Source organism: Streptomyces sp. NPDC002779 (assembly GCF_042888685.1).
Classification (GTDB): Bacteria; Actinomycetota; Actinomycetes; order Streptomycetales; family Streptomycetaceae; genus Streptomyces.
The window spans coordinates 1-21,653 of sequence record NZ_JBIAQC010000010.1 but is presented as its reverse complement, the minus strand read 5'-3'; the positions used below and the strand labels follow the sequence as shown (position 1 = coordinate 21,653).

The window sequence follows — 21,653 nt, the reverse complement described above, 5'->3', positions numbered from 1 at the left end:
CGTCCCGGAGCCCTCGGCAGAAGCACCGGTGTCCGAACGACCATGAGCGAGAAGGGGTTGCGCATGCTGGGACTGCGGCCCGCGGCGACCGAAGCGGACGGACTCGGGGGCACCCGGCTCACCGCTCTGGACGCCACCGAGGCTGTCGGGACCGTGCTGGAGCACTGGCTCGGCACGGCGCTGGACCGCACCCGCACGACGGACTCGCTGTTCGCCCAGGACGTGGCCGACCGGGTGAGCGCCTTCGTGCTGCGCGGCGGCAAGCGGCTGCGCACGGCGTTCACCTGGTGCGGATGGCGGGCCGCCGGCGGCTCGGGCGACCCCGCCGCGGTGCTCCGCACGGGCGCCGCCCTCGAACTGCTGCAGGCGTGCGCCCTGGTCCACGACGACCTGATGGACGGATCGGTGCTGCGCCGGGGTGCTCCGGCGCTCCACGTCGACCTCGCCCGCAAGCACTGGGCCGCGGGGATGAGCGGCTCGGCGGAGTCGTTCGGAGTCTCCGCCGCGGTGCTGGCCGGTGACCTCGCGCTCGCCTGGGCCGACGATCTGCTGACGGAGACGGCTCTCGGTTCGCCGCACGGAGCGGGGCTGCACCGGGAGTGGCAGGCGATGCGGGGCGAGATGGTCGCCGGGCAGTACCGCGACCTGCACTCCCAGGCCACCGGCTCGTCCGGGGTCGACGAGGCGCTGACCGTCGCCACGCTCAAGAGCGCCCTGTACACCGTGGCCCGGCCCCTGGCCCTGGGGGCGTCCCTGACCGGCGCGGACGAGCGCACGCTGGACGCGCTGCGGGCCGCCGGCCGGTGCGCGGGACTGGCCTTCCAGCTCCGGGACGATCTGCTCGGCGCCTTCGGGGACCCGGCGCGGACCGGGAAACCGGCCGACGACGATCTGCGGTCGCGCAAGCTGACGTATCTCCTCGCCGTCGCCGTCCGGCTCGCCGAGGCCTGCGGGGACGGCGAAGCCGCCGCCGTGCTGGCGCCGGGCACCGCACAGCGGTCGCCGCGCACGGTGGAGCGGATGCGGGCGGCCCTGGAGCGCGTCGGGGCCCGGGACATGGTGGAGGCGAAGATCGCGGACCTGGCGGCCGAGAGCCTGCGGCACTTCGCGGCGACCGGCGCCGACCCGGCCGTACGCCGGGAGTTCGCCGAGCTGGTCGCCCGGGCCTCGGGCAGCGGCCCGCGCCGCGGCGGGGAGGACACATGAGAAGCGTGGCGGGACCGACCGACCATGTCGTGGTGGTGGGCGCCGGACTGTCCGGACTCGCCTGCGCCCTGCATCTGCTGGGCGCGGGCCGCCGGGTCACCGTGGTGGAACGGGACGCGGGACCGGGCGGCCGGGCGGGCCGGGTGCGGCTCGGCGGCTACGAGGTCGACACCGGCCCCACCGTGCTGACCATGCCGCACCTGGCCGACGAGGCGTTCGCGGCGGTCGGGGACAGCCTCGCCCGCCGGGTCGAGCTGGTGGCCCTGCACCCGGCCTACCGGGCCCGATTCGCGGACGGCACCTCCCTCGACGTGCACACCGGAGCGGAGGCGATGGAGGAGGAGGTCCGGCGCTTCGCCGGGCCCGCGGAGGCGGCCGGCTACCGCAGGCTGCGGCACTGGCTGACCGAGCTGTACGGGGCGCAGATGCGGCGCTTCATCGACGCCAACTTCGACTCGCCCTTCCAGCTCCTCCACCCCGACCTGGCCCGGCTGGCCGCCCTCGGCGGTTTCGGACGGCTGGACCGGCAGATCGGCCGTTTCCTCTCCGACGCCCGCCTGCGCCGCGTGTTCTCCTTCCAGGCCCTGTACGCGGGCGTCGCCCCCGCCCGGGCCCTGGCGGCCTACGCGGTGATCGCCTACATGGACACGGTGGCCGGGGTCTGGTACCCGAAGGGCGGGATGCACGCCGTCCCCCGCGCCATGGCCGACGCGGCGGCGGACGCCGGTGCCGAGTTCAGGTGGTCGGCGCAGGTGACCTCACTGGAACGCTCCGCGGGCCGGGTCCGTGCCGTGCGCCTGGCCTCGGGTGAGCGGATCGCCTGCGACGCGGTGGTGCTGAGCTGCGAACTGTCCACCGCGCACCAGCTCCTGGGGCGTGCCCCCCGACGGCCCGTCCGGCTGAGTCACTCACCGTCCGCGGTGATCCTGCACGCCGGGGGCGACCGCACCTGGCCCCAACTCGCCCACCACACCCTGTCCTTCGGTACGGCATGGAAGCGCACGTTCGAGGAACTGACCCGCTCGGGAACCCTGATGAGCGACCCGTCCCTGCTGATCACCCGCCCAACGACCCACGATCCCGCCCTGGCCCCGCCCGGCCGCCATCTGCACTACGTCCTGGCCCCCTGCCCGAACACCACGGTCGGCCCCTCCGCCGAGAGCTGGCGAAGCCTCGGCCCGCGCTACCGCGACAGCCTGGTCGCCGAACTCGAGCGCCGGGGCCTCGACGGGTTCGCCGCCAGTGCGGAGGAGGAACTGCTGGTGACTCCGCTGGACTGGGCCGCGCAGGGCCATGCGGCCGGCAGCCCGTTCTCGGTCTCCCACCGGTTCGCCCAGACCGGCCCCTTCCGGCCGCGCAATCTGGTCAGCGGCTGGGACAACGTGGTCCTGGCGGGCTGCGGCACCACCCCGGGCGTGGGGGTGCCGACGGTCCTGATCAGCGGCAAGCTCGCCGCCGCCCGCATCACCGGCGCCCGCGGCACGGGCACCGCGCCGGCCCCGGTGCGGTCCTCCTCCCCCTCGACCCGGGCAGGTTCGGCATGACCCGACGCGAACTGGACGCCGCCGCCATCACCGACCCCGCCCTGCGCGCCGCCTACACCGAGTGCCGCCGCCTCAACGCCCGCCACGGCAGGACCTACTTCCTCGCCACCCGGCTGCTGCCGCTGGAACGCCGCTCGGCCGTGCACGCCCTGTACGGCTTCGCCCGCTGGGCCGACGACATCGTCGACGACCTCGACCGGCGCCTGACCCCCGGCGAACGCGACCGGCTCCTCAAGCGGCTGGAGGGTGACCTCGCACACGAGCTGCGCACCGGCGGCGGGCACGAACCGGTGGTGCGCGCCGTGGCCGACACCGCCCACCGGTACGACATCGACCACACCCTGTTCGCCGACTTCCTCGCCTCGATGCGCGCCGACCTGACCGTCACGGACTATCCGACCTACGCCGACCTGCGGGAGTACATGCACGGCTCGGCGGCGGTCATCGGGCTGCAGATGCTGCCCGTGCTCGGCACGGTCGTCCCCCGCGACCAAGCGGCCCCGCACGCGGCCGCCCTCGGTGAGGCGTTCCAGCTCACCAACTTCCTGCGGGACGTGGGCGAGGACCTGGACCGGGGCCGCGTCTACCTGCCGGGCGACCTGCTCGCCGCGCACGGCGTGGACCGGCCGCTGCTGGAGTGGAGCCGCCGCACCGGACGCAAGGACCCTCGCATCCGTGCCGCGCTCGTCGCCGCCGAGGCCATGATCCGGGCAGTGTACCGGACGGCGGAGCCGGGCATCGCGATGCTCGACCCGCGGGTGCGCCCCTGCATCCGCACCGCGTTCACCCTCTACGGCGGCATCCTCGACGCCGTCGCGGCCCAGGACTACGCCGTGCTGCACCGCCGTGCGGCGGTGTCCCGGCTGCGGCGCGCGGGCACCGCGACGGCCGGTGCGGTCCATGTCCTCCGGGCCCGTCGGCGCGCCCGCGGCCCGCGTGAGGCGGCCACTGCGGACAAGGCGTCACTCGGATGAAGGGACCGGCGAGTTGAGGATGCGACCGGACGGCCGCCGCTGGACACCGCCGCTGCGGCGGCGGCCCGGCGGCCCGGACTGGGCCGGGCAGGGCCCGACCTGGCGGCAGGCGCGGCCCGCCCTGATCGCCGACGCCCTCAAGCGGGCGAGCACGCGCCCGTCCGGGAACTGGTTCGTCGTCGGCGCCTCCCGGGACGTCCCCGAGGGCGGGCGCCCGTACGGCAGGACCGTGGGCGGCGTGGAGGTCGTGCTGTGGCGTTCGGTCACGGGTGAACTGCGCGGCGGCCCGGGCGCCTGCCCGCACCTGGGCGCACCCCTGCGGGACAGCCGGGTGGTGTGCGGCACGCTGGTGTGCCACTGGCACGGACTGGCCCTGGACGGTACGCCGTTCGCCGGCTGGAGCCCGTACCCGGTGCACGACGACGGGGTGCTGGTGTGGGTGCGGCTGGACGCGGTCGGCGGCGAGGAGCCCGCGGAGCGCCCCCTGGTGCCGGTGCGGCCGACGGCGGGCGGTGCGGTGGACGCCGTGTTCACGGCGGTGGGCCGGTGCGAGCCGCAGGACGTGGTCGCCAACCGGCTCGACCCGTGGCACGGTTCCTGGTTCCATCCGTACTCCTTCGTCGACCTGACGGTGGTGCGGGAGCCGCGGGGCGAGGAGGACGACGCCTTCGTCGTCGATGTCTCCTTCCGGGTGGCGGGCCGTCTGGTGGTGCCGGTGCGGGCCGAGTTCACCGCGCCGGGGCCGCGTACGGTCGTCATGCGCATCACCGAGGGCGAAGGGGCCACCTCGGTGGTGGAGACGCATGCCACGCCGGTGACCGGTGAGGGGGACGCGCACCCGCGGACGGCCGTGGTGGAGGCGGTCGTCGCCGCCTCGGACCGACGTGGCTTCGCCCTGGCGCGGGCCGCCGCGCCGGTGCTCCGCCCGCTGATGCGCCGTACGGCCGGACGGCTGTGGCGCGACGACCTGGCCTACGCGGAGCGGCGCTGGGCGCTGCGCAGTACCGGCCGTTTCCCCGGGTGAGTCACCGGCGGCGCAGGAACGGCAGTTCCAGGGCCGTGCGCAGCATGGGGCCGACGGGGGTGTGCAGTCCGACGGTCCAGTCCTCCCAGGGCGTGGTGCCGCCGTCCAGGAAGCGCAGCAGGCGATCGCCGGGGAGGTGGCGGAACAGGCCGGTGAAGAAGGCCGGGCCGTCGATCCGCCCGGTGTCCAGGGCCCGGAGGAACACCGCGTCCATGGCCAGCGACCGCCACCGGTGGGGCGCGGGCACGACGGTCCGCCCGGCGCTCAGCGCGGCGACGATGTCCCGGCTCTGCCGCTGCACGGCGGCGAAGGTGTAGCCGGTGGACGGGCGGGTGGCGCCGCCCGCGGTGCCGATCCGGAAGACCGCGTCGCCGACCCGGCGGGGGAAGCGGCCGTCGGTCATGGGGATGGCCCCTTGTTCCGCGCCTTTCACGGTGAAGTCGCCGAGGCGCAGGATCTCCCGGCTGTAGTGGCCGAGCGCCGCCTCGTACGCCTCGGTGGTCAGCGGGGTGCGGGAGAACTCGGTGTACTCGACCAGTGCCCGGTCCGGCGCCAGGGGCAGGACGTAGCCGAAGGTCAGCCCGTGGGGCGGCTGCGGCACCCGGAAGTCCATCAGGTCGGCGACCGCCGGATCGAAGCGGTCCTCGCGGGTACGGACGAACCAGCCGCGGAAGTGCTGCACCAGCGCGGTGCGGGCGGGCGGGAGAGCACGCAAGGGGCGTGAGTCGAACACGTGGCGCCCGCGCAAGGTCAGGTGCCCGCCGTCGGGGGTCGAGCAGCGGACTTCCGCGCCGTCCCGCACGTTGCGTACGGCGTGCGCGGTGGCGCGCAGTACGCGCGTTCCGGGGGCCTGGGCCAGCCGGGCGTGCACCAGCTGCTCGAACCGGGTGGAGCGCAGCATGTGGTAGCGCAGGGGTGCCGGGTTCAGGGTGATCGCGTCGCCGTCGGTGCCGTGGACCCGCAGCCGGGACCAGGACGCGGTGATCGCTTCCTCGAAGTCGTCGGTCCCCCGGTCCCAGTAGCACCAGGTGCGTTCGGGTGGTCGCGGCGGTCCGTCCGGTGGTTCCACCACGGTCACAGTGCGGGTACCGGCCGCCGTGAGCCGGTGCGCGAGGCTGAGTCCGGCCGCGCCGCCGCCGACGATGACCACGTGGGACGTGGCGCCGGTGCCCGGCAGGGGTGGGGTCATCTGGCCCGCCCGACGACGGGCTCGCCGTCCGCGGCCGTACGTACCAGTTCGGCGTCGGTCGCCAGCGCGCTCACCACGGCGCCGACGAGCCGGTCCGCGAAGCCCGTGTTCAGGTGACCCGGCCGGATGTCCAGCACGCGGATCCCTGCGCCGCGGGCCTCGCGCCGTACGGCGTCCAGCCAGGCGCCCAGCGCGGCCTTGGACGCGCTGTAGTCGGCCATCCTGGGCTGCGGGCACTCGGCGGCCACTCCGGTGACGGCCGCGATCACCGAGCCGGGGGTCAGGACGTCGAGCGCGGCCCGGAAGAACGCGGCGGGGGCGAGGAAGTTGACGGCCATCAGATGCTCCGCCACCTCGTCCCCGACCTCGTCGGCCGTGCCGAACGCGACCGCCCCGAACGCGGTCACCACGGCGTCCAGGCCGCCGAGTTCGGCGGCGGCGACGCGCACCGCACGCGCACAGGACGCGGGATCGTACGCGTCGAAGAGCACCGACGGCACCCCTGGATGCGCGGCGGCGATCCGGGCCAGGCGGCTCCGGTCGCGGCCGGCGATCGCGGTGCACGCTCCCTGCCGTACCAGCTCGGTGGTGAGGGCGTCACCGAGAGCGCCGGTGGCTCCGGCCACCAGTACACGTGCGCCATTGATGTCCACGAATCGCTCCGGTTCTGGGGTGTCTCGGGACGGGAGGGGCCGGTGGCTTTCCCGCGTGGTGGCTTCTGCCGACCGCGCTCTCTCGGATGCACGTGCGCCCCTGGTCACGTCGGTGACGGTCCCCCGTGCACGAGCGACTCCACGGCCGCGACGGCCTCCGCCAGTCCGGAGGGGCGGGGCAGCCCCGGCACCGTCTGGCCCGCCCAGCCGGGGCCGAGCGTCAGGACGAGCGGCTTCCTGCGGGAGCCGCGCACCCCCCACCGCATCGAGGCGACGTGCTGGGCCAGGGGCCGGCTCGCCGTGGTGCGGGACTGCGCCCACAGGCCCACCGCGACGGGACCGGTCCGGCGTACCGCCGCGACGAGCGACTCGACGGGCAGGGCGCCGCCGAACATCCGTACCGGTATCCCGCGTTGGGTCAGCGCCACGGTCAGCACCTCCAGCGGCAGGGTGTGGTTCTCCCCCGGCACACAGGCGAGCAGCGTGGTGGCCCCGGGGCTGGGCGCCGCCGCGGCGGGCGCACCGCGGCGCAGCGCGCTGGAGACGTGCCAGGACAGGAAGTGCTCCACCTCGACGTAGCGCTCGCCCGACCGCTCCCACTTGCGGCCGACCGCCTGGAGCGTGGGCACGATGATCTCGGTCCAGGCGGCGATCAGGCCGTGTTCCGCTATCGCGGCGGTGAGCAGCCCGTCCAGGGCGGCGGCGTCGAGGCGCAGGGCCGCTCGCGCGACGCCCTTGCACTCCTGGCGCGCGTCACCGAGGCGCAGGCCGCTGCCGGCCCGGTCGGGTTCGCGGGCCGCCGGTCGTTTCGGTGCGGCAGGGGGACGCCGGGCCAGGACGGGTGCCACCGGCGCTCCGCTGAGCGCGATGCGCGCGGCCTCGGCGGGGGCCAGCCCGCTCGCGGTCAGGGCGCACATCCGCTCCAGCCTCGCGACATCGGCGGCGGTCCAGCGGCGGTGTCTGCCGCCGGTGCGGGCGTCGGGGCCGAGGCCGTAGCGGCGGTCCCACGAACGGACGGTGGTGGGGGCGACCCCGAGCCGCCTGGCGACCTCGCCGGTCGTCAGACCGCCTGCGCCGGCCGTGTCGTCATCAGCTCTGTCGGGGTCCACAGGGTTAGTGTACGTCGCGATAGCGACGCACAAACGACGCATGTTGTGCGCATCGTTTCCGATTCCAAGACTGGGTGACACGCGGCGCCGCTCCCGTGCTCCCAGGGCGGCCGGTGACCGCCGGACGGCCTTCCGTCCCCGCCCATGCCGCACGGCAGGAGGAACCGGGCCATGTACGCGACCACACGATCCAGCACGTCGGTTCTACCACCGGTGGGCGCCCCGCCGCCGGAGGAGACGCTTTATGAGGACGAACTGGCCCGTGGTCTGCGCGCCGCCGACGAGGACGTGTTCGCGGCGATCTACCAGCGCTGGGGCGCCCTGGTGCACACCATGGCCACCCGGTCGCTGGGCGACACCCACGAGGCCGAGGACGTGACCCAGCAGGTGTTCATCGGCGCCTGGCGGGGGCGGGCCGGATTCCGCCCCGAGCGCGGGCCACTGGGCGCATGGCTCGTCGGCATCACCCGACGCAAGATCGCCGACGCGCTCACCGCCCGAACCCGGCGCCTGAACCTGATCGACTCCGCCGCCCACGGCACCGACACCCCCCGGCCCGAGGGTGCGGCGATGGACGACAGCCTCGACCGGATCGTCCTGCTGCACGAGCTGTCCCGGCTGCCGCAGCCCCAGCGCCAGGTCCTCGGCCTGGCGTTCTACGAGGACCTGACCCAGGCCCAGATCGCCGAACGCACCGGTATGCCGCTCGGCACCGTGAAGAGCCACGCCCGCCGCGGCCTGCACCGGCTTCGGCTGGTGCTCGAACAGGCACCCGTCGACGACGCGGACGGCCGGCCCTGCTCACCGGGCGACGGCGGCCGCATCCGCCACAGCTCCCGCACCAGAAGTCCCAGCACCTCCCAGGATCGGGAGGCGCACTCCTCGAAGGGATGATCACCATGATCCCCCGGACCTCCCTCACTCTCGCCGCTCTGGCCGGCGCCTGCACCCTGACCCTCGGCGTGACCACGCCCGCCCTGGCGGCCCCCGCCGCGGAGGACGACACGGCCGCGGGCGGGGCTCGGCCGTGCTGGTCGGGCACGTGGACAGCGACACCGGGGCCCTGGGCGAGTTCGCCGCGCTGTACGACGTACGCCCCGGCGACCGCGTGGAGGTACGCCGCGACGGGGCCCGCCCGGTGGTCTACCGCGTGACCTCGCGCACGACGGTGCCCAAGGACGACCTGCCTTCCTCCGTGTTCCGCCGCACCGACGCCCCGGTCCTCACCCTCATCACCTGCGCACCTCCCTTCGTCCCCGAGCAGGGCGGCTACCTGTCCAACCTCGTCGTCACGGCGCAGCCGTCCCCGGCCTGAGCCGCCCGGGACCAGCACAAGAACACGGGAGACGGGAGGGCAGCGGTGACACACGTCGATCACGCGCACCTGCTGGAGCTGGCACTGGGCAACGCCGGGCGGTCCGAGGACGCCGTCGTCCTGCAGCACCTGGCCGGCTGCGTGCTCTGCCGACAGGAACTGGCCCGCGTGACCAGGGTGGTCACCGCCGCATCCGAGGTCGACCTGTCGGACCTGGCGACTCCGCCTCCGGAACGGCTGTGGGAACGCATCAAGCGAGAGCTGGCCGAACCCACGGACCGCGCGAAGCCCCCACGCTCGCAGTCCGAGCAATGAATAATCGCAGTCGCTCAGTATCGGGACGACCTCGTCGGTCGGCGGACAGTGAGGGGACAGACATGACACCGCGGTGGGGGCTCGGCGTGGCGATGGCAGCCGGGGCGGCGGCGTTGCTGCTGACGGGATGCAGCCAGCCAACGGACTACAGCGAGATCGTCACGTTCACCGATGAACACGGCCGGGTCTGCACCGCGGCGGTGGTCGTCGATCAGGAACAGAGCGAGGGCGACGACTACGAGATCTCCAGCCTCGACTGCGACTACCCGCCGGAGGGCCGTACGCCGGGGCCCGACGGCTACTCTGCCCTGCCGGAGCGGGACGAGGACTGATCGCAGGCGGCGTCAAGAGGCGGTGGGGAGCTGTTCGTAGGGCTGTTCGATCCGGTGCTCGGCGAGCAGTGCGCGTACGGCTGTCCCGGCAGCCACTGGACGCACTCGGCGCCAATGGGCGGCCGCCCTGGCCGGGGCGCAGGAACTCGGCTGGGGCGGCCCCCTGCGCCGCAACGCGGTTCGGCGTGCGCGACGCCGGTGAGAACCTCTTCGGCTCCGGCGGCGAACAGCAGGCGTCCCATGGCGCGCCGAGCCGCCGCCCCGTCGTCACGCCCGACCCGCACAGCGGACTCCAACTCGCCCGCGGCTTCGGCGTCGCGGGCACGCGCGAGGTCGTCGAGCATGATGCGTTCCGTGGCCGGCAGGTAGGCGTCCGCGGTGGCGTGGGCCGCCGCCCGGTCACCGGCGGCCACGGCGTCGACGACCGGGGCCAGCCGGGCGTGGGCGGCCTCCGCTTCGGCGAACGGTCCGACCAGCGCCGCCCGTACCGGCAGGTAGGCGTTGCACAGGGTGTTGGTCAGCAGCACGTACACCCGGTTGCCGGTCGCCCGGGCCAGGGCGCGGTGCACCTCGGCATCCGCGAGCTGCGGGGCCTCGCCGCCCTGAGCCGCCCGGACCGCCGTCATCAGGGCGCGCAGTTCGGTGACTTGAGCCGGGGTGGCACGGGCGGCGGCGCGCTCCGCGATCAACGCGCCAATGGAGCGCCGGACTTCAAAGAGCTCACCGATCCAGTCCGGGCTGTGCCCCACGAGCATCGGCAGCAGGTCCGCCCCGCCCAGGCGCAGGACGTCCCGCACCCGGGTCCCCACTCCGTGCCGCGTCTCCAGCAGCCCGGCATGGGCCGCCGCCCGAACGCATGCTTGAGCGTGGTGCGGTTGACGCCGAACTCATCGGCCGGTTCCCGCTCGGGCTGCAGTCAGCTCCCCGCGGGGTGACGGCTGCCGAGAATGTCCTCCGGCAGCCGCTTCTCCAGCACATCGACCGTACTCTCCCGCGGCAGCGCACCCATTCCGACAACGCCTGCGCACCCAACTCCCGTGCTACCGGGCCCCGGTCAGGCGCGGCAGCGCAGCATCTCCAGGGGTGGGTGGGCGAGGACGTCCGCCCAGAAGTCCTCGCCGAACTCCCGGAGGCCGGCCTCGGACACCTGCAGCGGGACCCACTCCAGCGCACCGAAGCCGCTGGCCCGCAGACACGTCTCGTAGACCTCGCGGCGCGGGGCCGTGCTGACGATGGTGATCGGCTGCGGGTCGAGCAGGGCCGTGACCCGCACCCGCGGGCCCGTCTCGATCTCCTCGCCGGCGGGCTCGCAGCGGAACCCGTACTTGTCCAGGGACGGACAGTCGAACCGGTAGTCGGGCTTCTGGGCGAGCACGAAGAACTCCCCGCCCGGCACCAGGCTGCGGTGGATGTTCCGGCACATCCGCTCCATCGCGGCGATGTCCTCGGCGTAGTTGAGGCACTGCACACCCAGCGCGATGTCGAAACGCCGCTCCAGCGGCCGCAGTTCACCCACGTCACCGACCTCGTAGCGGACCCCGAGCGGATCGCGCTGCTCCATCTCCCGTGCGGCGGCGATCATCTCCGCGGAGATGTCGACCCCGAAGACATCCGTCGCGCCCCGCCGCTTGAACTCCCGGCTGTAGAAACCGGTGCCGCACGCCAGGTCGAGGACCGACTTGCCGGTCACGTCCCCGACCATGCCCAGGAAGCTCGGCACCTCCCCGTACCGCATCAGCGGCAAGGACTTGAACCCCTCGAATGCCTCGCCGATCCGGTCGTACTGCTGCACGCTCACGTGCTGCCCCCTTCTGCTCTTCCTCCGGTACGCGGCCCTGCCGGACCCCGCGTTCCGGGGCCCTCGGCCGTGGCAGCGAGTCTTCACCGGCGCGCTCGGCAGGCCGTACTGGCAGATGACACGAAGAAGTCGAGGGGGTGAGCCTCGGATCAACCAACAGACGTACGCCGGACGCCCGGACGGAGCATGCGCCGGACAACGCATGTGGCCCGCCCCGATGTTCGGGACGGGCCACATATCTGAGCGCCGGGCAGGCCTTGCACCTGCATCTCCCCGCAGGAAGCGGGGCGTCTTTCCTTGGACCACCAACGCAGAACCGGAGCGCCGGGCTCCCGGCGGACCGCTCAAGATCGACTATACAGCATTCCGGGATGCCGCGCCCGTCACCGGGACACCTCCCGGCGCGTCGCGCGGCTTTCCGGCCCCGCGCCGCGCGTACACCTCGATCTCGATCTTCATCCGAGGGTCGGCCGGGCCGCACATCAGCATCGTGGCGGCCGGGCGGACGTCACCGAAGCGGCGGCGCAGGGCCGGCCAGCACGGCTCGAAGTCCGCGCGGTCGGGCAGCAGGTAGCGCACCCGCACCACGTCGGCGAAGGTGCACCGCGCTTCCGCCAGGGCGGCTTCGATGGTGCGCAGGCACTGTTCGGCCTGTTCCACCACGTCGTCCGAGATCGTCATGGTGGCGTAGTCGAAGCCGGTCGTCCCGGACACATGCACCCGGTCGCCGTCCACCACGGCGCGGGCGTAGCCGATCTGCTCCTCGAAGGTGGAGCCGCTGAGGATCGCACGTCGCTCTGTCATGCGCCGACGCTAGGTGACCAGCAGGAATACGTCTAATACGACCATCGGCGCGAGCTGATATCTCTAGGCGTATGGACCGACCCGAACTGCCGCTCCCCCAGCTGCACGCCTTCGTCGTACTGGCCGAGGAACTCCACTTCGGTCACGCGGCCGCCCGCCTGGGCATCGCGCAGCCGCCGTTGAGCCAGCAGATCCGTCGCCTGGAGGAGAAGGTCGGCCATCCGTTGTTCCGCCGGGAGCCCGGCCGCGTCACCCTCACCCCCGCCGGACACGAGCTGCTGCCGGCCGCCCGGCGCGCCCTCGGCGACCTCGCGGACGCACTGGCCGCCGCCCGGGCCGTCGGCGCGGGCCGGGCCGGCCGGCTGCGCATCGGTTTCGCCGCCTCCCTCGCCCTGACCGTCCTGCCCCGCCTGCTCCGCGACTTCCGGCAGCGGTTCCCCGCCGTGCACCTGGACATCCGCGAGATGACCACCACCCCGCAGATCGCCGCCCTGCACGACGGGAGCCTCGACATCGGCCTGCTGCGGGAGCCCGATGACACCGACCCGGAGCTGGCGTTCCGGACGGTGCTCACCGAACCCTTCGTCGCCGTGCTGCCGTCCGCCCACCCCCTGGCCGCCCAACGCACGGTGCGTCCGGCGCAGTTGGCGGGCTCACCCTTCGTGCTGCTTCCCCGCGAGGCCGGACCGCTTCTGCACGACCGGATCACCGGCCTGTGCACCGCGGCGGGCTTCACCCCTCATGTCGTTCAGCACGCCGTGGAGTGGCAGACCGTGTGCGCGCTCGTCGAGACCGGTCTGGGGGTCTCCCTCGCCCCGGCCGGTATTCGCCGTATGCGGCTGAAGGGCGTCGCTTTCCGCGGGGTCGGGCCCGGCACCGCGCGCACGCGCGTCGCCGTCGCCTGGCGGAAGGGCGACGAGAACCCACTGGTGACCCACCTGCTGGAGACGGTCAGCGGGCCGGTCCGCGAGAGCCCGCACCGCCGGACGCCAGCCTCTTCCAGGTGAATTGCCCGGTCTGGTTGACTTCGAGGCGGGGGTGCGCGGTACCTCCCGATCGGGTTCTTACACGGTGTGGGCCCCGATGCCGAAGGAGAGCAGCCATGCGCGTACGCGTCACTCTCGTCCCCGCCGCCCTGACCGCCGCGGTTCTCGCCGCCGCCGGTGACGCCGCCGCCCACGACGCCCCCGGCGTGCATGTCTCCAACAACGCGCCCGTGGTCACCGTGGTCAACACCGTCGAGATCAACGACCCGCTGGAGGACGTGCTGGAGCACACCCTCAACTTCGGGGACGGCTACAGCTGGGACTGACCCCCCGCCCGCCCGGGAACCGGGCGCCGCCGGTGCGCGCCCCGGCGCGTGTGCGGGCGTGCGCCGTCCTTGCGCCCCTGGGGAGCGCTTGTCAGCCGACCTGATCAGGCACTACTGTCACCACGCCTTGGTGAACGGGAAATCCGGTGTGATGCCGGTGCGGCCCTCGCCACTGTGATCGGGAAGTCCGGCTCCGGCCCTCGCGGGCAGCCACTGGGTCCTCGGACCCGGGAAGGCGGAGTACGGGCGGTGTCACCCGTCAGCCAGGAGACCGGCCAAGGCGCGTCAACCATCCACGAGGTGCTGGAGAGGGTCTGCTGAGCCATGCACATAGCCGAGGGATTTCTGCCTCCGGCGCACGCCGTCGCCTGGGGCGTCGCGTCCGCGCCGTTCGTCGTCCACGGAGTCCGGTCACTCACCCGTGAGGTCAGGGAACACCCGGAGAGCACCCTGCTCCTCGGCGCCTCCGGTGCCTTCACCTTCGTCCTGTCCGCTCTCAAACTGCCCTCCGTGACCGGAAGCTGCTCCCACCCCACCGGCACCGGCCTGGGCGCCATCCTCTTCCGGCCGCCGATCATGGCGGTCCTGGGCACCATCACCCTGCTCTTCCAGGCGCTGCTGCTCGCGCACGGCGGCCTGACCACCCTCGGCGCCAACGTCTTCTCCATGGCGATCGTCGGGCCCTGGGCCGGATACGCCGTCTACAAGCTGCTACGGCGCTACGACGTGCCGCTGATGGGCGCCGTGTTCTGCGGCGCGTTCGTCGCCGACCTGTCCACCTACTGCGTCACCAGCGTTCAGCTGGCGCTCGCGTTCCCCGACCCGAGCAGCGGGTTCCTGGGCGCGCTCGGCAAGTTCGGCTCCATCTTCGCCGTCACGCAGATCCCGCTCGCGGTGAGCGAGGGACTTCTCACCGTGCTCGTGATGCGGCTGCTGGTGCAGTCCAGCAAGGGGGAACTGACCCGGCTCGGCGTGCTCCTGACCGACGGCAAGCGGGCCCGGACCGAGTCGAGCGAGGCGGTGGCCCGATGAGCCGCAACACGAAGATCAACCTGCTGCTCCTGCTGGCCGTGGCGCTGCTCGCGGTGATGCCGCTCGTCCTCGGTCTCGGCGACCACAAAGAGGAGCCCTTCACCGGCGCCGACGCCGAGGCGGAGACGGCCATCACCGAGATCGACCCGGACTACGAACCCTGGTTCTCGCCCCTGTACGAACCTCCCTCCGGGGAGATCGAGTCGGCGCTGTTCGCCCTCCAGGCAGCGCTCGGCGCGGGCGTCCTGTGCTACTACTTCGGCCTGCGGCGCGGCCGCAAGCAGGGTGAACAGCGGGCGCTGGAACGGGATGCCGTGGGCGCGCGGGGTGCCGGGGAGTCCGACCGCGAAGGGGTCTGATCCCCGGTGCTGCCGATCGACGCGGCGGCGCACAGCAGTCGCTGGCGCCGGCGCCATCCCGTGGACAAGGCCGTGCTCGGGCTCGGCCTGACCGTGCTCGCGATCTCCCTGCCGCCGTGGCCGGGCGCCGCCCTGGTCCTTGTGACGTCCCTGATCGTCCTGCTCGGTCCGGCGGGTGTGCCGGGCCGGAAGCTGTGGCGCGCCTACCGGGTGCCGCTGGGTTTCTGTGTGACCGGTGCGGCCACGCTGCTCGTCCAGGTGGGCGGGCCGCAGGGGTTCGTCTCCCTCGCCGACGACGGTGCGCTGCGCGCCGGGGAGTTGCTGCTGCGCACCTCGGCGGCCTCCCTGGGCGTGCTGCTGTTCGCGTTCACCACGCCGATGTCGGATCTGCTGCCCCGGCTGGTGAAGGCCGGGATACCGGCGGCCGTGGTCGACGTGGCGCTGGTGACGTACCGGATGAGTTTCCTGCTGCTGGACTCGATGCGCCGGGTCCGGGAGGCGCAGGCCGCGCGGCTCGGGCACACCACGCGGGCCGCGACCTGGCGGTCCCTGGGCGGGCTCGGGGCCACCGCCTTCGTGCGGGCCTTCGAGCGGGCCGTGCGGCTGCAGTCCGGGCTCGCCGGACGCGGCTACGACGGCACGCTGCGCGTACTGGTGCCCGAGGCCCGCGTCTCCGCCCGTTTCACGGCCGCGAGCTGCGCGCTCCTCGTCGCGCTGGCCGCCCTCACCCTCGTACTGGAAGGCCCCCTGTCATGAGCGAGTTGGTCGCCCTCCAGGGCGCGTCCTACGCCTACGAGGAAGGGCCGGTCGTGCTCGACGGGCTGGACTTCGAGGTGTGCGAGGGGCGGGCGCTGGCCCTGCTCGGACGCAACGGCAGCGGCAAGACCACGCTGATGCGGCTGCTGAGCGGCGGACTGCGGCCGCGCACGGGCCGGTTGACCGTCGAGGGGAAGCCGGTCTCGTACGACCGCAAGGGGCTGACCCGGCTGCGGACCACCGTGCAGTTGGTAGTGCAGGATCCGGACGATCAGCTGTTCGCGGCGTCCGTCGGGCAGGACGTGTCCTTCGGGCCGCTCAATCTCGGGCTCACCGACACCGAGGTGCGCGGGCGGGTCGAGGAGGCGCTGGCGGCGCTGGACATCACGGCGTTGGCCGATCGGCCGACCCATCTGCTCTCCTACGGTCAGCGCAAGCGGACGGCCATCGCGGGCGCGGTGGCGATGCGGCCACGGGTGCTGATCCTCGACGAGCCGACCGCCGGGCTCGATCCGGACGGGCAGGAACGGCTGCTCGCCACGCTGGAACGGCTGCGGGCGAGCGGTACGACGGTGGTCATGGCCACCCATGACGTCGATCTCGCGCTGCGCTGGGCCGATGACGCGGCGATGCTCACTCCGGGGGGCGTCCGCACAGGGCCCGCGCCGGAGATGCTGGCCCGCACGGATCTGCTGCGGGCAGCGGGGCTGCGGTTGCCGTGGGGGGTGGCAGCGGCGCAACTACTGCGGGAGCGCGGGTTGTTGGGCGATGGTGTGCCAGGTCCCCGTACCCCAGACGAACTCACCGCGCTGATCGCTTCGATCCCGGCCGACGGCTGACGTACCCCGGCGAGGAAAAGGGATTGCCGTGCGCGTCCGGCTCACGTTGGCTGGGCGGCATGGCTGAACTGCGTACCGATCACCTCCTCCTGCGCCGCTGGCGGGACTCCGACCTGGAACCGTGGGCGGCGATGAACGCCGATCCCGCCGTGCGGGAGCATCTGGGCGCGGCGCTGACCCGCGAGCAGAGCGACGCCTCCGTGGCGCGCTTCCTGGCCGAGTTCGACCGGCGAGGTCATGGCTGGTGGGCGGTGGAGGTGCGGGCCACGGGTGAGTTCATCGGCTTCGCGGGCCTGGACGAGGTGGAGGACGACACCCCCTTCGACGGGGTGGAGATCGGCTGGCGGCTCGCCCGTCCGGCCTGGGGGCAGGGGTACGCGACCGAGTCCGCCAGGGCGGTCCTGGCGTACGGCTTCGACACCCTCGGTCTGCCGGAGATCTTCGCGGTGACCACGGCCACCAACTTCCGTTCGCAGGCGGTGATGCGCCGCATCGGCATGACCCGCGTCCCCGAGCACGACTTCGACGATCTCACGGCACCGGCAGGGCCCCTGCGTCCGAACGTGGTGTACCGCAAGAGGCCGCCCGTCCGGGCCTAGGACTTTCGGCCCTCGTTCCACGCACCTCAAGATCATCCGTACGCCCGATGCCGCTCTCTCCGGGCGGGAGCCATCCTGCGGGTGGAGACCTGCCAGAAGGAGTTCATCATGTCGTACCCGGAAGTCCTCCAGTACCCGCAGACCCGCTACCACGGCGACAAGGGCGAGGTGAACGCCGTCTTCCGCCCGGCCGACACCCCGCCGGACATCTCCTCGCCCGGCGGCTCGACGCACTACCTCGTCACCAGCGTGTCGACCGGCGGCGAATTCGGCTTGTACAAGGCGGAGTTGGCGCCACGGTCCGCCGGGGCGAAGACGCACTTCCACAAGACCATCTCGGAGTCCTTCTACGTCCTCTCGGGCGAACTGGAGCTCTACAACGGCGAGAAGTGGGTCACCGGCCGCGCGGGCGACTTCCTGTACGTGCCGGCCGGCGGTCTGCACGCCTTCAAGAACGCGACCGACGAGCCGACGTCCATGCTCATGCTCTTCTCCCCCGGCGCCCCGCGCGAGGAGTACTTCGAACAGGTCGCGGAGATGGCACAGCGCGGCGGCGAAGAACTCAAGCGGTTCCGCATCCGCCATGACAGTTACTTCGTCGAGGACTTCCAGTAGTCACGCGGTCGTCAGCGGCAGGGGCGTGAAGGTGTGCCCTTCCCACAGGCGGCGGGACGCTTCCTCCGGGTAGGCGGTGACCGTGGGTTCGGTGTCGAGGAGCTGGACGAGACGCCGTTCGGTGTCGTAGGCGGGCCAGCCGGGGTCTCCTTCGGTGGCGAAGGCGGTCCAGGCGGAGCGGATGCGGGCGGACAGCGCCTCGGTCCCGTGGGAGGGCTCGGGGCCGATCAGCAGGGCGGCGATGCCGTCGTAGACGCCGAAGGTGAGGGGGATGTCCAGGCCGTGGCAGGCGCCCAGGGCACCGCCGCCCGCGGGGGCCGGCCAGGTCAGCTCGTAGACGTGGGCGCGTCCGCCGCCTGCCGCCTGCGCATCGGCCAGGTGCAGTGTGGGCATGCGGAACAGCCAGTCGGAGAGGACGAGTTCGAAGAGACGCTCGGCCGAGGCGTCCGGGAAGGCGGCGCGGTAGGTCCGGCCGGCGTCCGGGGTCGGCCCGAACAGGCGCAGGGCGGTGGCCGCGAGGGTGTCGTCCACCCGGCCGAGCAGACCGCGGAGCAGGAGGAACAGCCGGTACTCGTCCCGGGTGTGCCCGGCGATCAGGTCCACGTCCCGGGCGGCACCGCCCGCCAGCGCCTCCCACGGGGTGCGGGTCAGGACCTCGCCGTCGACGACCGGCGAGTACGGCGTCGAGGTGTGGGCGACCGCGCCCCAGCGGTCTGCGTACTCACGCATCCGGCCGCCCAGCGCCGCCCCCGCCTCGGGCAGCTTGCGCGGGTCCACGCCGGCCAGGTCGGCCACCGTGGGCCGCAGCCCCAGCTGCCCGGCGAGCGCCCCGGCGATGTCCACGGCCAGCTCGTCCGAGAAGAACGTGCCGGGCACGCTCTGGGCGATGGCCCGCCGGAACAGGCCCCGCGTCCGGTCCATGGCCATCAGCGCGGCGATCGACCCGGCGCCGGCCGACTCCCCGAAGACGGTGACCCGGTCGGGGTCGCCGCCGAAAGCGCCGATGTTCTCGCGCACCCACTCCAGTGCCGCGACCTGGTCGAGCAGGCCACGGTTGGCGGGGGCGCCCCCGATCCTGGCGAACCCCTCTATGCCGACCCGGTAGTTGAAGGTGACGACGACCAAGTCACCGTCGCGCGAGAGGCGTCCGCCGTCGTAGGCGGGGTCGTCGGCGGAGCCCAACTTGTAGGCGCCGCCGTAGATCCAGACCATCACCGGTCGGCGGGCCGCCTTGTCCGCGTCCGGCGTCCAGACGTTGACGGTCAGCCAGTCGTCTCCGGTGGCGGCGCCGCCCACAGTCCTGTCCTCGGGGCCGAAGGGCTCCTGCGGGGGCGGAGGGCCGTAGGCGAACGCCTCCCGCACTCCGTCCCAGCGGCGCGCCGGGCGGGGTGCCGCGAAGCGCGCGTCCCCCACCGGCGGCTGGGCGTACGGGATGCCGCGGAAGACCGCCGAGCCTGCCTCGCGGCGCCCGCGCACGGCTCCTGACGCCGTCCTGACCTCTATGTGTGCGGAACTGTTCATGAATGCTCCTCCAGCGACGGTCCGCCTCGGCCCGGCCATCCTGTCAGAACCGGTAGCCGGTGAAGTCGGTGACGTGGATGTATCCGAGGCGTTGGTAGAGGGCGTTGCTGGTGGGGTTGGCCGGGTCCGCGAACAGGACGACGTCGGTGGCGCCCGCGGTCAGCGCGGCACGGCTCACCTCGGCCGTCACGGCGCCCGCGTAGCCGCGGCCCCGGAGGGCGGCCGGGGTGTAGACGGGGTCCACCCGGACCATGCCGCCGGTCATCGAGGTCACGGCCGCCATGGACGCGGGGGTGCCGTCGGGGGTTTCCCAGAAGGTGAAGTGCCGGTCGCCGAAGCGCGATTCCTCCCACGAGCCGGCGTCGATCAGGTCGAGGGAGCCCTGCTCCCCGACCTCGACGCAGAACTCCCGGCACCAGCGGATGACGTGGTGCCGGTCCTTGTCGTCCGTGGCGCAGCCCCGGCCCTCGGGGGGCGGCTGCGGTGGGGTGAGCGTGCCGAGCCGGTAGAGATGGGTCCGCCAGAAGGGGTCCGGTTCGGCGCCCGTGTGCCGCTGCCATGACCCGGCGAACGCGGTGGCGGTCTCGTGGTCCGCGATGACGTCGGAAAGGGAGACGCCGAGGCCGGACAGGTGGGCGGCGAGGGCTCCGGCCTGCTCGGCGGTGAGGTGGGTGAGGGTGAGCCGGCCGCGGGGGGTGCGGTAGAAGACGGCGCGGATGTCGCCTTCCGACTCCAGTCGGCCGAAGAGTGTGGTTCCGGCGCCGGGTGCGTCCGTCCCTCGTCGGCGCAGCTTCGCCATGTCCGTCAGCGGTGTGTTGTGCAGGGCGGGACGCGAGCGCAGGAAGTCCCCGGCGCGGGCGAGGAACTCGTCGATGTCCTCGGTGAGGTGCCAGTCGTGTGGGCGCATGCTGCATGATCCCTGAAGTGCCGTGCGCCGGTGAGCACTTGTCCGGAGATCAGCTGCCGCTGTGGCCGGATTCACTGCCTGGCGACGAGGTGGCCGACGCGCCGGTCAGGCTCGTGCCCACCTGGATTGCGTCCCCGCGTAGACGTCCGGGCACGGGCTCACGCGTCCGCCAGTTCGTCCGTGCCGCGTGCTTCCCGTACCCGGGAGAAGGCCAGGAACACCGCCTGGAGGACCGCCCCCGACAGCCCCACCCACAACGCGAACCGATAGCCGACCTGGTCGGCCAGCACTCCCCCGAGCGGTGCCCCCACGGCCACCATGCCCCAGTTGAACGACCGCATCGTGGCGTTCATCCGCCCGCGCAGCCCGGCAGGAGTCACCGCCTGCCGGTAACTCAGTTCCACGGGGCTCTCGACCGCGATGGCCAGGGAGACCAGGAAGAAGGCCACCGACACCGCGGGCAGCGCCCAACTCCCCGCCTGCGCGAGGACGATCGGCAACCAGCCGACCGCGGCCCCCACCCGGAAGACGATCAGCGTGACACCGACGTCGAACCGCCTCAGCACCCGCCCGGAGAACGCACCGCCGAGCACGGCCCCCACCCCCGCGCCCGCGTACGTGACCCGAGACCGAGGTCGCCGACCCGCAGCTCGCGCAGCGCGTAGACCACGAAGACCGTACTGACCATGGTGTTGAAGAACAGCATCGCGTGCGAGGTCAGCGCGATGGGCGCCAGCGTGCGGTGCCGGTAGACCCAGGCCATCCCTTCCCGCAGCTCACTGCCCAGCCCGCGGCGCGCCCGGCGATCGGGGACCGGGTCGGGGGCCTTGACGGCCATCAGCAGCAGGCCGGACACGAGGTAGGTGAGGGCGTCCAGCAACACCGCGAGCGGCGCGCCCAGGTACTTGATCAGTACCCCGGCGATCAACGGCCCGGTCGAACCGGCCACGGCGCTGGCCTGCTCCGTGCGGGCGTAACCGGCGCTCAGCAGCTTCCGCGGGACGAGCTGAGGGAGGTACGACTGGTTGGCCGCCTCGAACAGCAGGCTCAGCAGTCCGACGGTGAAGACGAGCAGGCACAGTGTCCCGATGCCGAGCAGGTCCAGCACGTGGAGCACAGGTATCGCGGCGAGTACGAGGCCCCGCGCGAGATCCGTGCCGACCAGCATGGGCTTGCGTCGGCAGCGGTCGACCAGGACCCCCGCCAGGAGCCCGAAGAGCAGGTACGGCAGCCAGCGGGCGGCGTTGACCAGGCCCACCTCCGTCGCTGAGGCGCTCAGCGTGACGGCGGTGAGGATCTGCAGGGCGAGCCCCGAGATCTGGGAACCGAACGCCGACACCGCGGAGGCGGTCCAGAAAAGGTGCCTCTATGGGCTTCGTCAAGCTGTAGCCGGGGTGGGTGGCTGGTAGAAGGTGCCGTCTCGGAGCATCGCGTAGAGGACGTCGATGCG

General features: G+C 73.1%; 23 protein-coding genes, 1 tRNA gene, 2 pseudogenes and 1 riboswitch. Of the genes and pseudogenes, 16 read left to right on the top strand and 10 right to left on the bottom strand.

The genetic code is table 11. From position 1 onward, the window contains the following. Positions 1-63: 63 nt before the first annotated feature. From ACFYW5_RS26345 to ACFYW5_RS26330, 4 genes are read left to right on the top strand one after another with little or no spacing between them, the layout of a single operon-like run. Positions 64-1,206, top strand: a complete 1,143-nt coding sequence (locus tag ACFYW5_RS26345; protein ID WP_389419824.1) for a polyprenyl synthetase family protein — start codon at positions 64-66, stop codon at positions 1,204-1,206. After that, entirely contained in the window at positions 1,203-2,750 is a 1,548-nt protein-coding gene (gene crtI / locus ACFYW5_RS26340) for a phytoene desaturase family protein (protein ID WP_389419556.1), read from the top strand. Before ACFYW5_RS26345 ends, crtI begins: the two co-directional genes overlap by 4 nt. After that, positions 2,747-3,724 carry a phytoene/squalene synthase family protein gene (locus ACFYW5_RS26335; protein WP_389419555.1) on the top strand — a complete coding sequence of 326 codons (978 nt, stop codon included), beginning with the start codon at positions 2,747-2,749 and terminating at the stop codon, positions 3,722-3,724. The genes crtI and ACFYW5_RS26335 overlap by 4 nt, the downstream gene beginning before the upstream one ends. Before the next feature lie 19 nt (positions 3,725-3,743). Further along, positions 3,744-4,748 carry a DUF5914 domain-containing protein gene (locus ACFYW5_RS26330; RefSeq protein ID WP_389419823.1) on the top strand — a complete coding sequence of 335 codons (1,005 nt, stop codon included), beginning with the start codon at positions 3,744-3,746 and terminating at the stop codon, positions 4,746-4,748. 1 nt (position 4,749) lies between these two features. On the opposite strand, the gene ACFYW5_RS26325 is transcribed toward ACFYW5_RS26330, so the two are convergent. The 3 genes from ACFYW5_RS26325 to ACFYW5_RS26315 form a co-directional block, all read right to left on the bottom strand. Beyond that, the gene (locus ACFYW5_RS26325; RefSeq protein ID WP_389419554.1) at positions 4,750-5,937 is read right to left on the bottom strand and encodes a lycopene cyclase family protein; all 1,188 of its coding nucleotides are present in this window, start codon (positions 5,935-5,937) and stop codon (positions 4,750-4,752) included. Next, entirely contained in the window at positions 5,934-6,590 is a 657-nt protein-coding gene (locus tag ACFYW5_RS26320) for an SDR family NAD(P)-dependent oxidoreductase (protein ID WP_389419553.1), read from the bottom strand. Before ACFYW5_RS26320 ends, ACFYW5_RS26325 begins: the two co-directional genes overlap by 4 nt. 104 nt (positions 6,591-6,694) lie before the next feature. Continuing rightward, on the bottom strand, positions 6,695-7,699 hold the full coding sequence (locus ACFYW5_RS26315) for a MerR family transcriptional regulator (protein ID WP_389419552.1): 1,005 nt from the start codon (positions 7,697-7,699) through the stop codon (positions 6,695-6,697). Between the two features lie 171 nt (positions 7,700-7,870). On the opposite strand from ACFYW5_RS26315, the pseudogene ACFYW5_RS26310 reads away from it, so the two are divergent. From ACFYW5_RS26310 to ACFYW5_RS26295, 4 genes and pseudogenes are all read left to right on the top strand, one after another. After that, positions 7,871-8,482 (top strand): annotated as a pseudogene (locus ACFYW5_RS26310) (RNA polymerase sigma factor); the annotation flags it as partial. Positions 8,483-8,726: 244 nt separating this feature from the next. Further along, the gene (locus ACFYW5_RS26305) at positions 8,727-9,014 is read left to right on the top strand and encodes a class F sortase (RefSeq protein WP_389419551.1); all 288 of its coding nucleotides are present in this window, start codon (positions 8,727-8,729) and stop codon (positions 9,012-9,014) included. Positions 9,015-9,059: 45 nt separating this feature from the next. Continuing rightward, positions 9,060-9,329 carry a hypothetical protein gene (locus ACFYW5_RS26300; protein ID WP_389419550.1) on the top strand — a complete coding sequence of 90 codons (270 nt, stop codon included), beginning with the start codon at positions 9,060-9,062 and terminating at the stop codon, positions 9,327-9,329. 62 nt (positions 9,330-9,391) lie between these two features. Beyond that, a complete protein-coding gene (locus ACFYW5_RS26295; protein WP_389419549.1) occupies positions 9,392-9,661 on the top strand; it encodes a hypothetical protein in 270 nt (89 codons plus the stop codon). Here ACFYW5_RS26295 and ACFYW5_RS26290 read toward each other — a convergent pair. The 4 genes from ACFYW5_RS26290 to ACFYW5_RS26275 all read right to left on the bottom strand — a co-directional run bounded on the left by ACFYW5_RS26290 (position 9,628) and on the right by ACFYW5_RS26275 (position 12,263). Next, complete coding sequence (locus ACFYW5_RS26290; protein WP_389419548.1) at positions 9,628-10,458, bottom strand: FadR/GntR family transcriptional regulator; 831 nt, start codon at positions 10,456-10,458, stop codon at positions 9,628-9,630. The two genes, ACFYW5_RS26295 and ACFYW5_RS26290, sit on opposite strands and share 34 nt — an antisense overlap. Positions 10,459-10,715: 257 nt before the next feature. Then, complete coding sequence (locus ACFYW5_RS26285) at positions 10,716-11,459, bottom strand: class I SAM-dependent methyltransferase (protein ID WP_389419547.1); 744 nt, start codon at positions 11,457-11,459, stop codon at positions 10,716-10,718. 242 nt (positions 11,460-11,701) lie between these two features. Further along, positions 11,702-11,771: transfer RNA gene (locus ACFYW5_RS26280), tRNA-Gly, on the bottom strand. Positions 11,772-11,813: 42 nt separating this feature from the next. Next, a complete protein-coding gene (locus ACFYW5_RS26275; protein WP_389419546.1) occupies positions 11,814-12,263 on the bottom strand; it encodes a RidA family protein in 450 nt (149 codons plus the stop codon). Positions 12,264-12,334: 71 nt separating this feature from the next. On the opposite strand from ACFYW5_RS26275, the gene ACFYW5_RS26270 reads away from it, so the two are divergent. From ACFYW5_RS26270 to ACFYW5_RS26235, 8 genes are all read left to right on the top strand, one after another. Beyond that, entirely contained in the window at positions 12,335-13,270 is a 936-nt protein-coding gene (locus ACFYW5_RS26270; protein ID WP_389419545.1) for a LysR family transcriptional regulator, read from the top strand. A gap of 95 nt (positions 13,271-13,365) precedes the next feature. Continuing rightward, the gene (locus tag ACFYW5_RS26265; RefSeq protein ID WP_389419544.1) at positions 13,366-13,575 is read left to right on the top strand and encodes a hypothetical protein; all 210 of its coding nucleotides are present in this window, start codon (positions 13,366-13,368) and stop codon (positions 13,573-13,575) included. A gap of 111 nt (positions 13,576-13,686) precedes the next feature. Continuing rightward, positions 13,687-13,870, top strand: a riboswitch (cobalamin riboswitch). A 29-nt stretch (positions 13,871-13,899) separates the two neighbouring features. Continuing rightward, positions 13,900-14,607 (top strand): energy-coupling factor ABC transporter permease, encoded by a 708-nt coding sequence (locus tag ACFYW5_RS26260; RefSeq protein ID WP_389419543.1) that lies wholly within the window; start codon positions 13,900-13,902, stop codon positions 14,605-14,607. Next, positions 14,604-14,966 (top strand): energy-coupling factor ABC transporter substrate-binding protein, encoded by a 363-nt coding sequence (locus tag ACFYW5_RS26255; protein WP_389419542.1) that lies wholly within the window; start codon positions 14,604-14,606, stop codon positions 14,964-14,966. Before ACFYW5_RS26260 ends, ACFYW5_RS26255 begins: the two co-directional genes overlap by 4 nt. A 6-nt stretch (positions 14,967-14,972) precedes the next feature. Beyond that, positions 14,973-15,722 carry a cobalt ECF transporter T component CbiQ gene (gene cbiQ, locus ACFYW5_RS26250; protein WP_389419541.1) on the top strand — a complete coding sequence of 250 codons (750 nt, stop codon included), beginning with the start codon at positions 14,973-14,975 and terminating at the stop codon, positions 15,720-15,722. After that, positions 15,719-16,561 (top strand): energy-coupling factor ABC transporter ATP-binding protein, encoded by an 843-nt coding sequence (locus tag ACFYW5_RS26245; RefSeq protein ID WP_389419540.1) that lies wholly within the window; start codon positions 15,719-15,721, stop codon positions 16,559-16,561. Before cbiQ ends, ACFYW5_RS26245 begins: the two co-directional genes overlap by 4 nt. A 59-nt stretch (positions 16,562-16,620) precedes the next feature. Continuing rightward, complete coding sequence (locus tag ACFYW5_RS26240; protein ID WP_389419539.1) at positions 16,621-17,160, top strand: GNAT family N-acetyltransferase; 540 nt, start codon at positions 16,621-16,623, stop codon at positions 17,158-17,160. Between the two features lie 108 nt (positions 17,161-17,268). Next, entirely contained in the window at positions 17,269-17,775 is a 507-nt protein-coding gene (locus ACFYW5_RS26235; protein ID WP_389419538.1) for a cupin domain-containing protein, read from the top strand. Here the strand turns inward: ACFYW5_RS26235 and ACFYW5_RS26230 are convergent, their stop codons facing one another. The 3 genes and pseudogenes from ACFYW5_RS26230 to ACFYW5_RS26220 all read right to left on the bottom strand — a co-directional run bounded on the left by ACFYW5_RS26230 (position 17,776) and on the right by ACFYW5_RS26220 (position 21,542). Then, positions 17,776-19,296 carry a carboxylesterase/lipase family protein gene (locus ACFYW5_RS26230; RefSeq protein ID WP_389419537.1) on the bottom strand — a complete coding sequence of 507 codons (1,521 nt, stop codon included), beginning with the start codon at positions 19,294-19,296 and terminating at the stop codon, positions 17,776-17,778. 43 nt (positions 19,297-19,339) lie between these two features. Next, positions 19,340-20,203, bottom strand: a complete 864-nt coding sequence (locus tag ACFYW5_RS26225; RefSeq protein WP_389419536.1) for a GNAT family N-acetyltransferase — start codon at positions 20,201-20,203, stop codon at positions 19,340-19,342. 158 nt (positions 20,204-20,361) lie between these two features. Further along, positions 20,362-21,542, bottom strand: a pseudogene (locus ACFYW5_RS26220) (MFS transporter). Between the last annotated feature and the right edge of the window lie 111 nt (positions 21,543-21,653).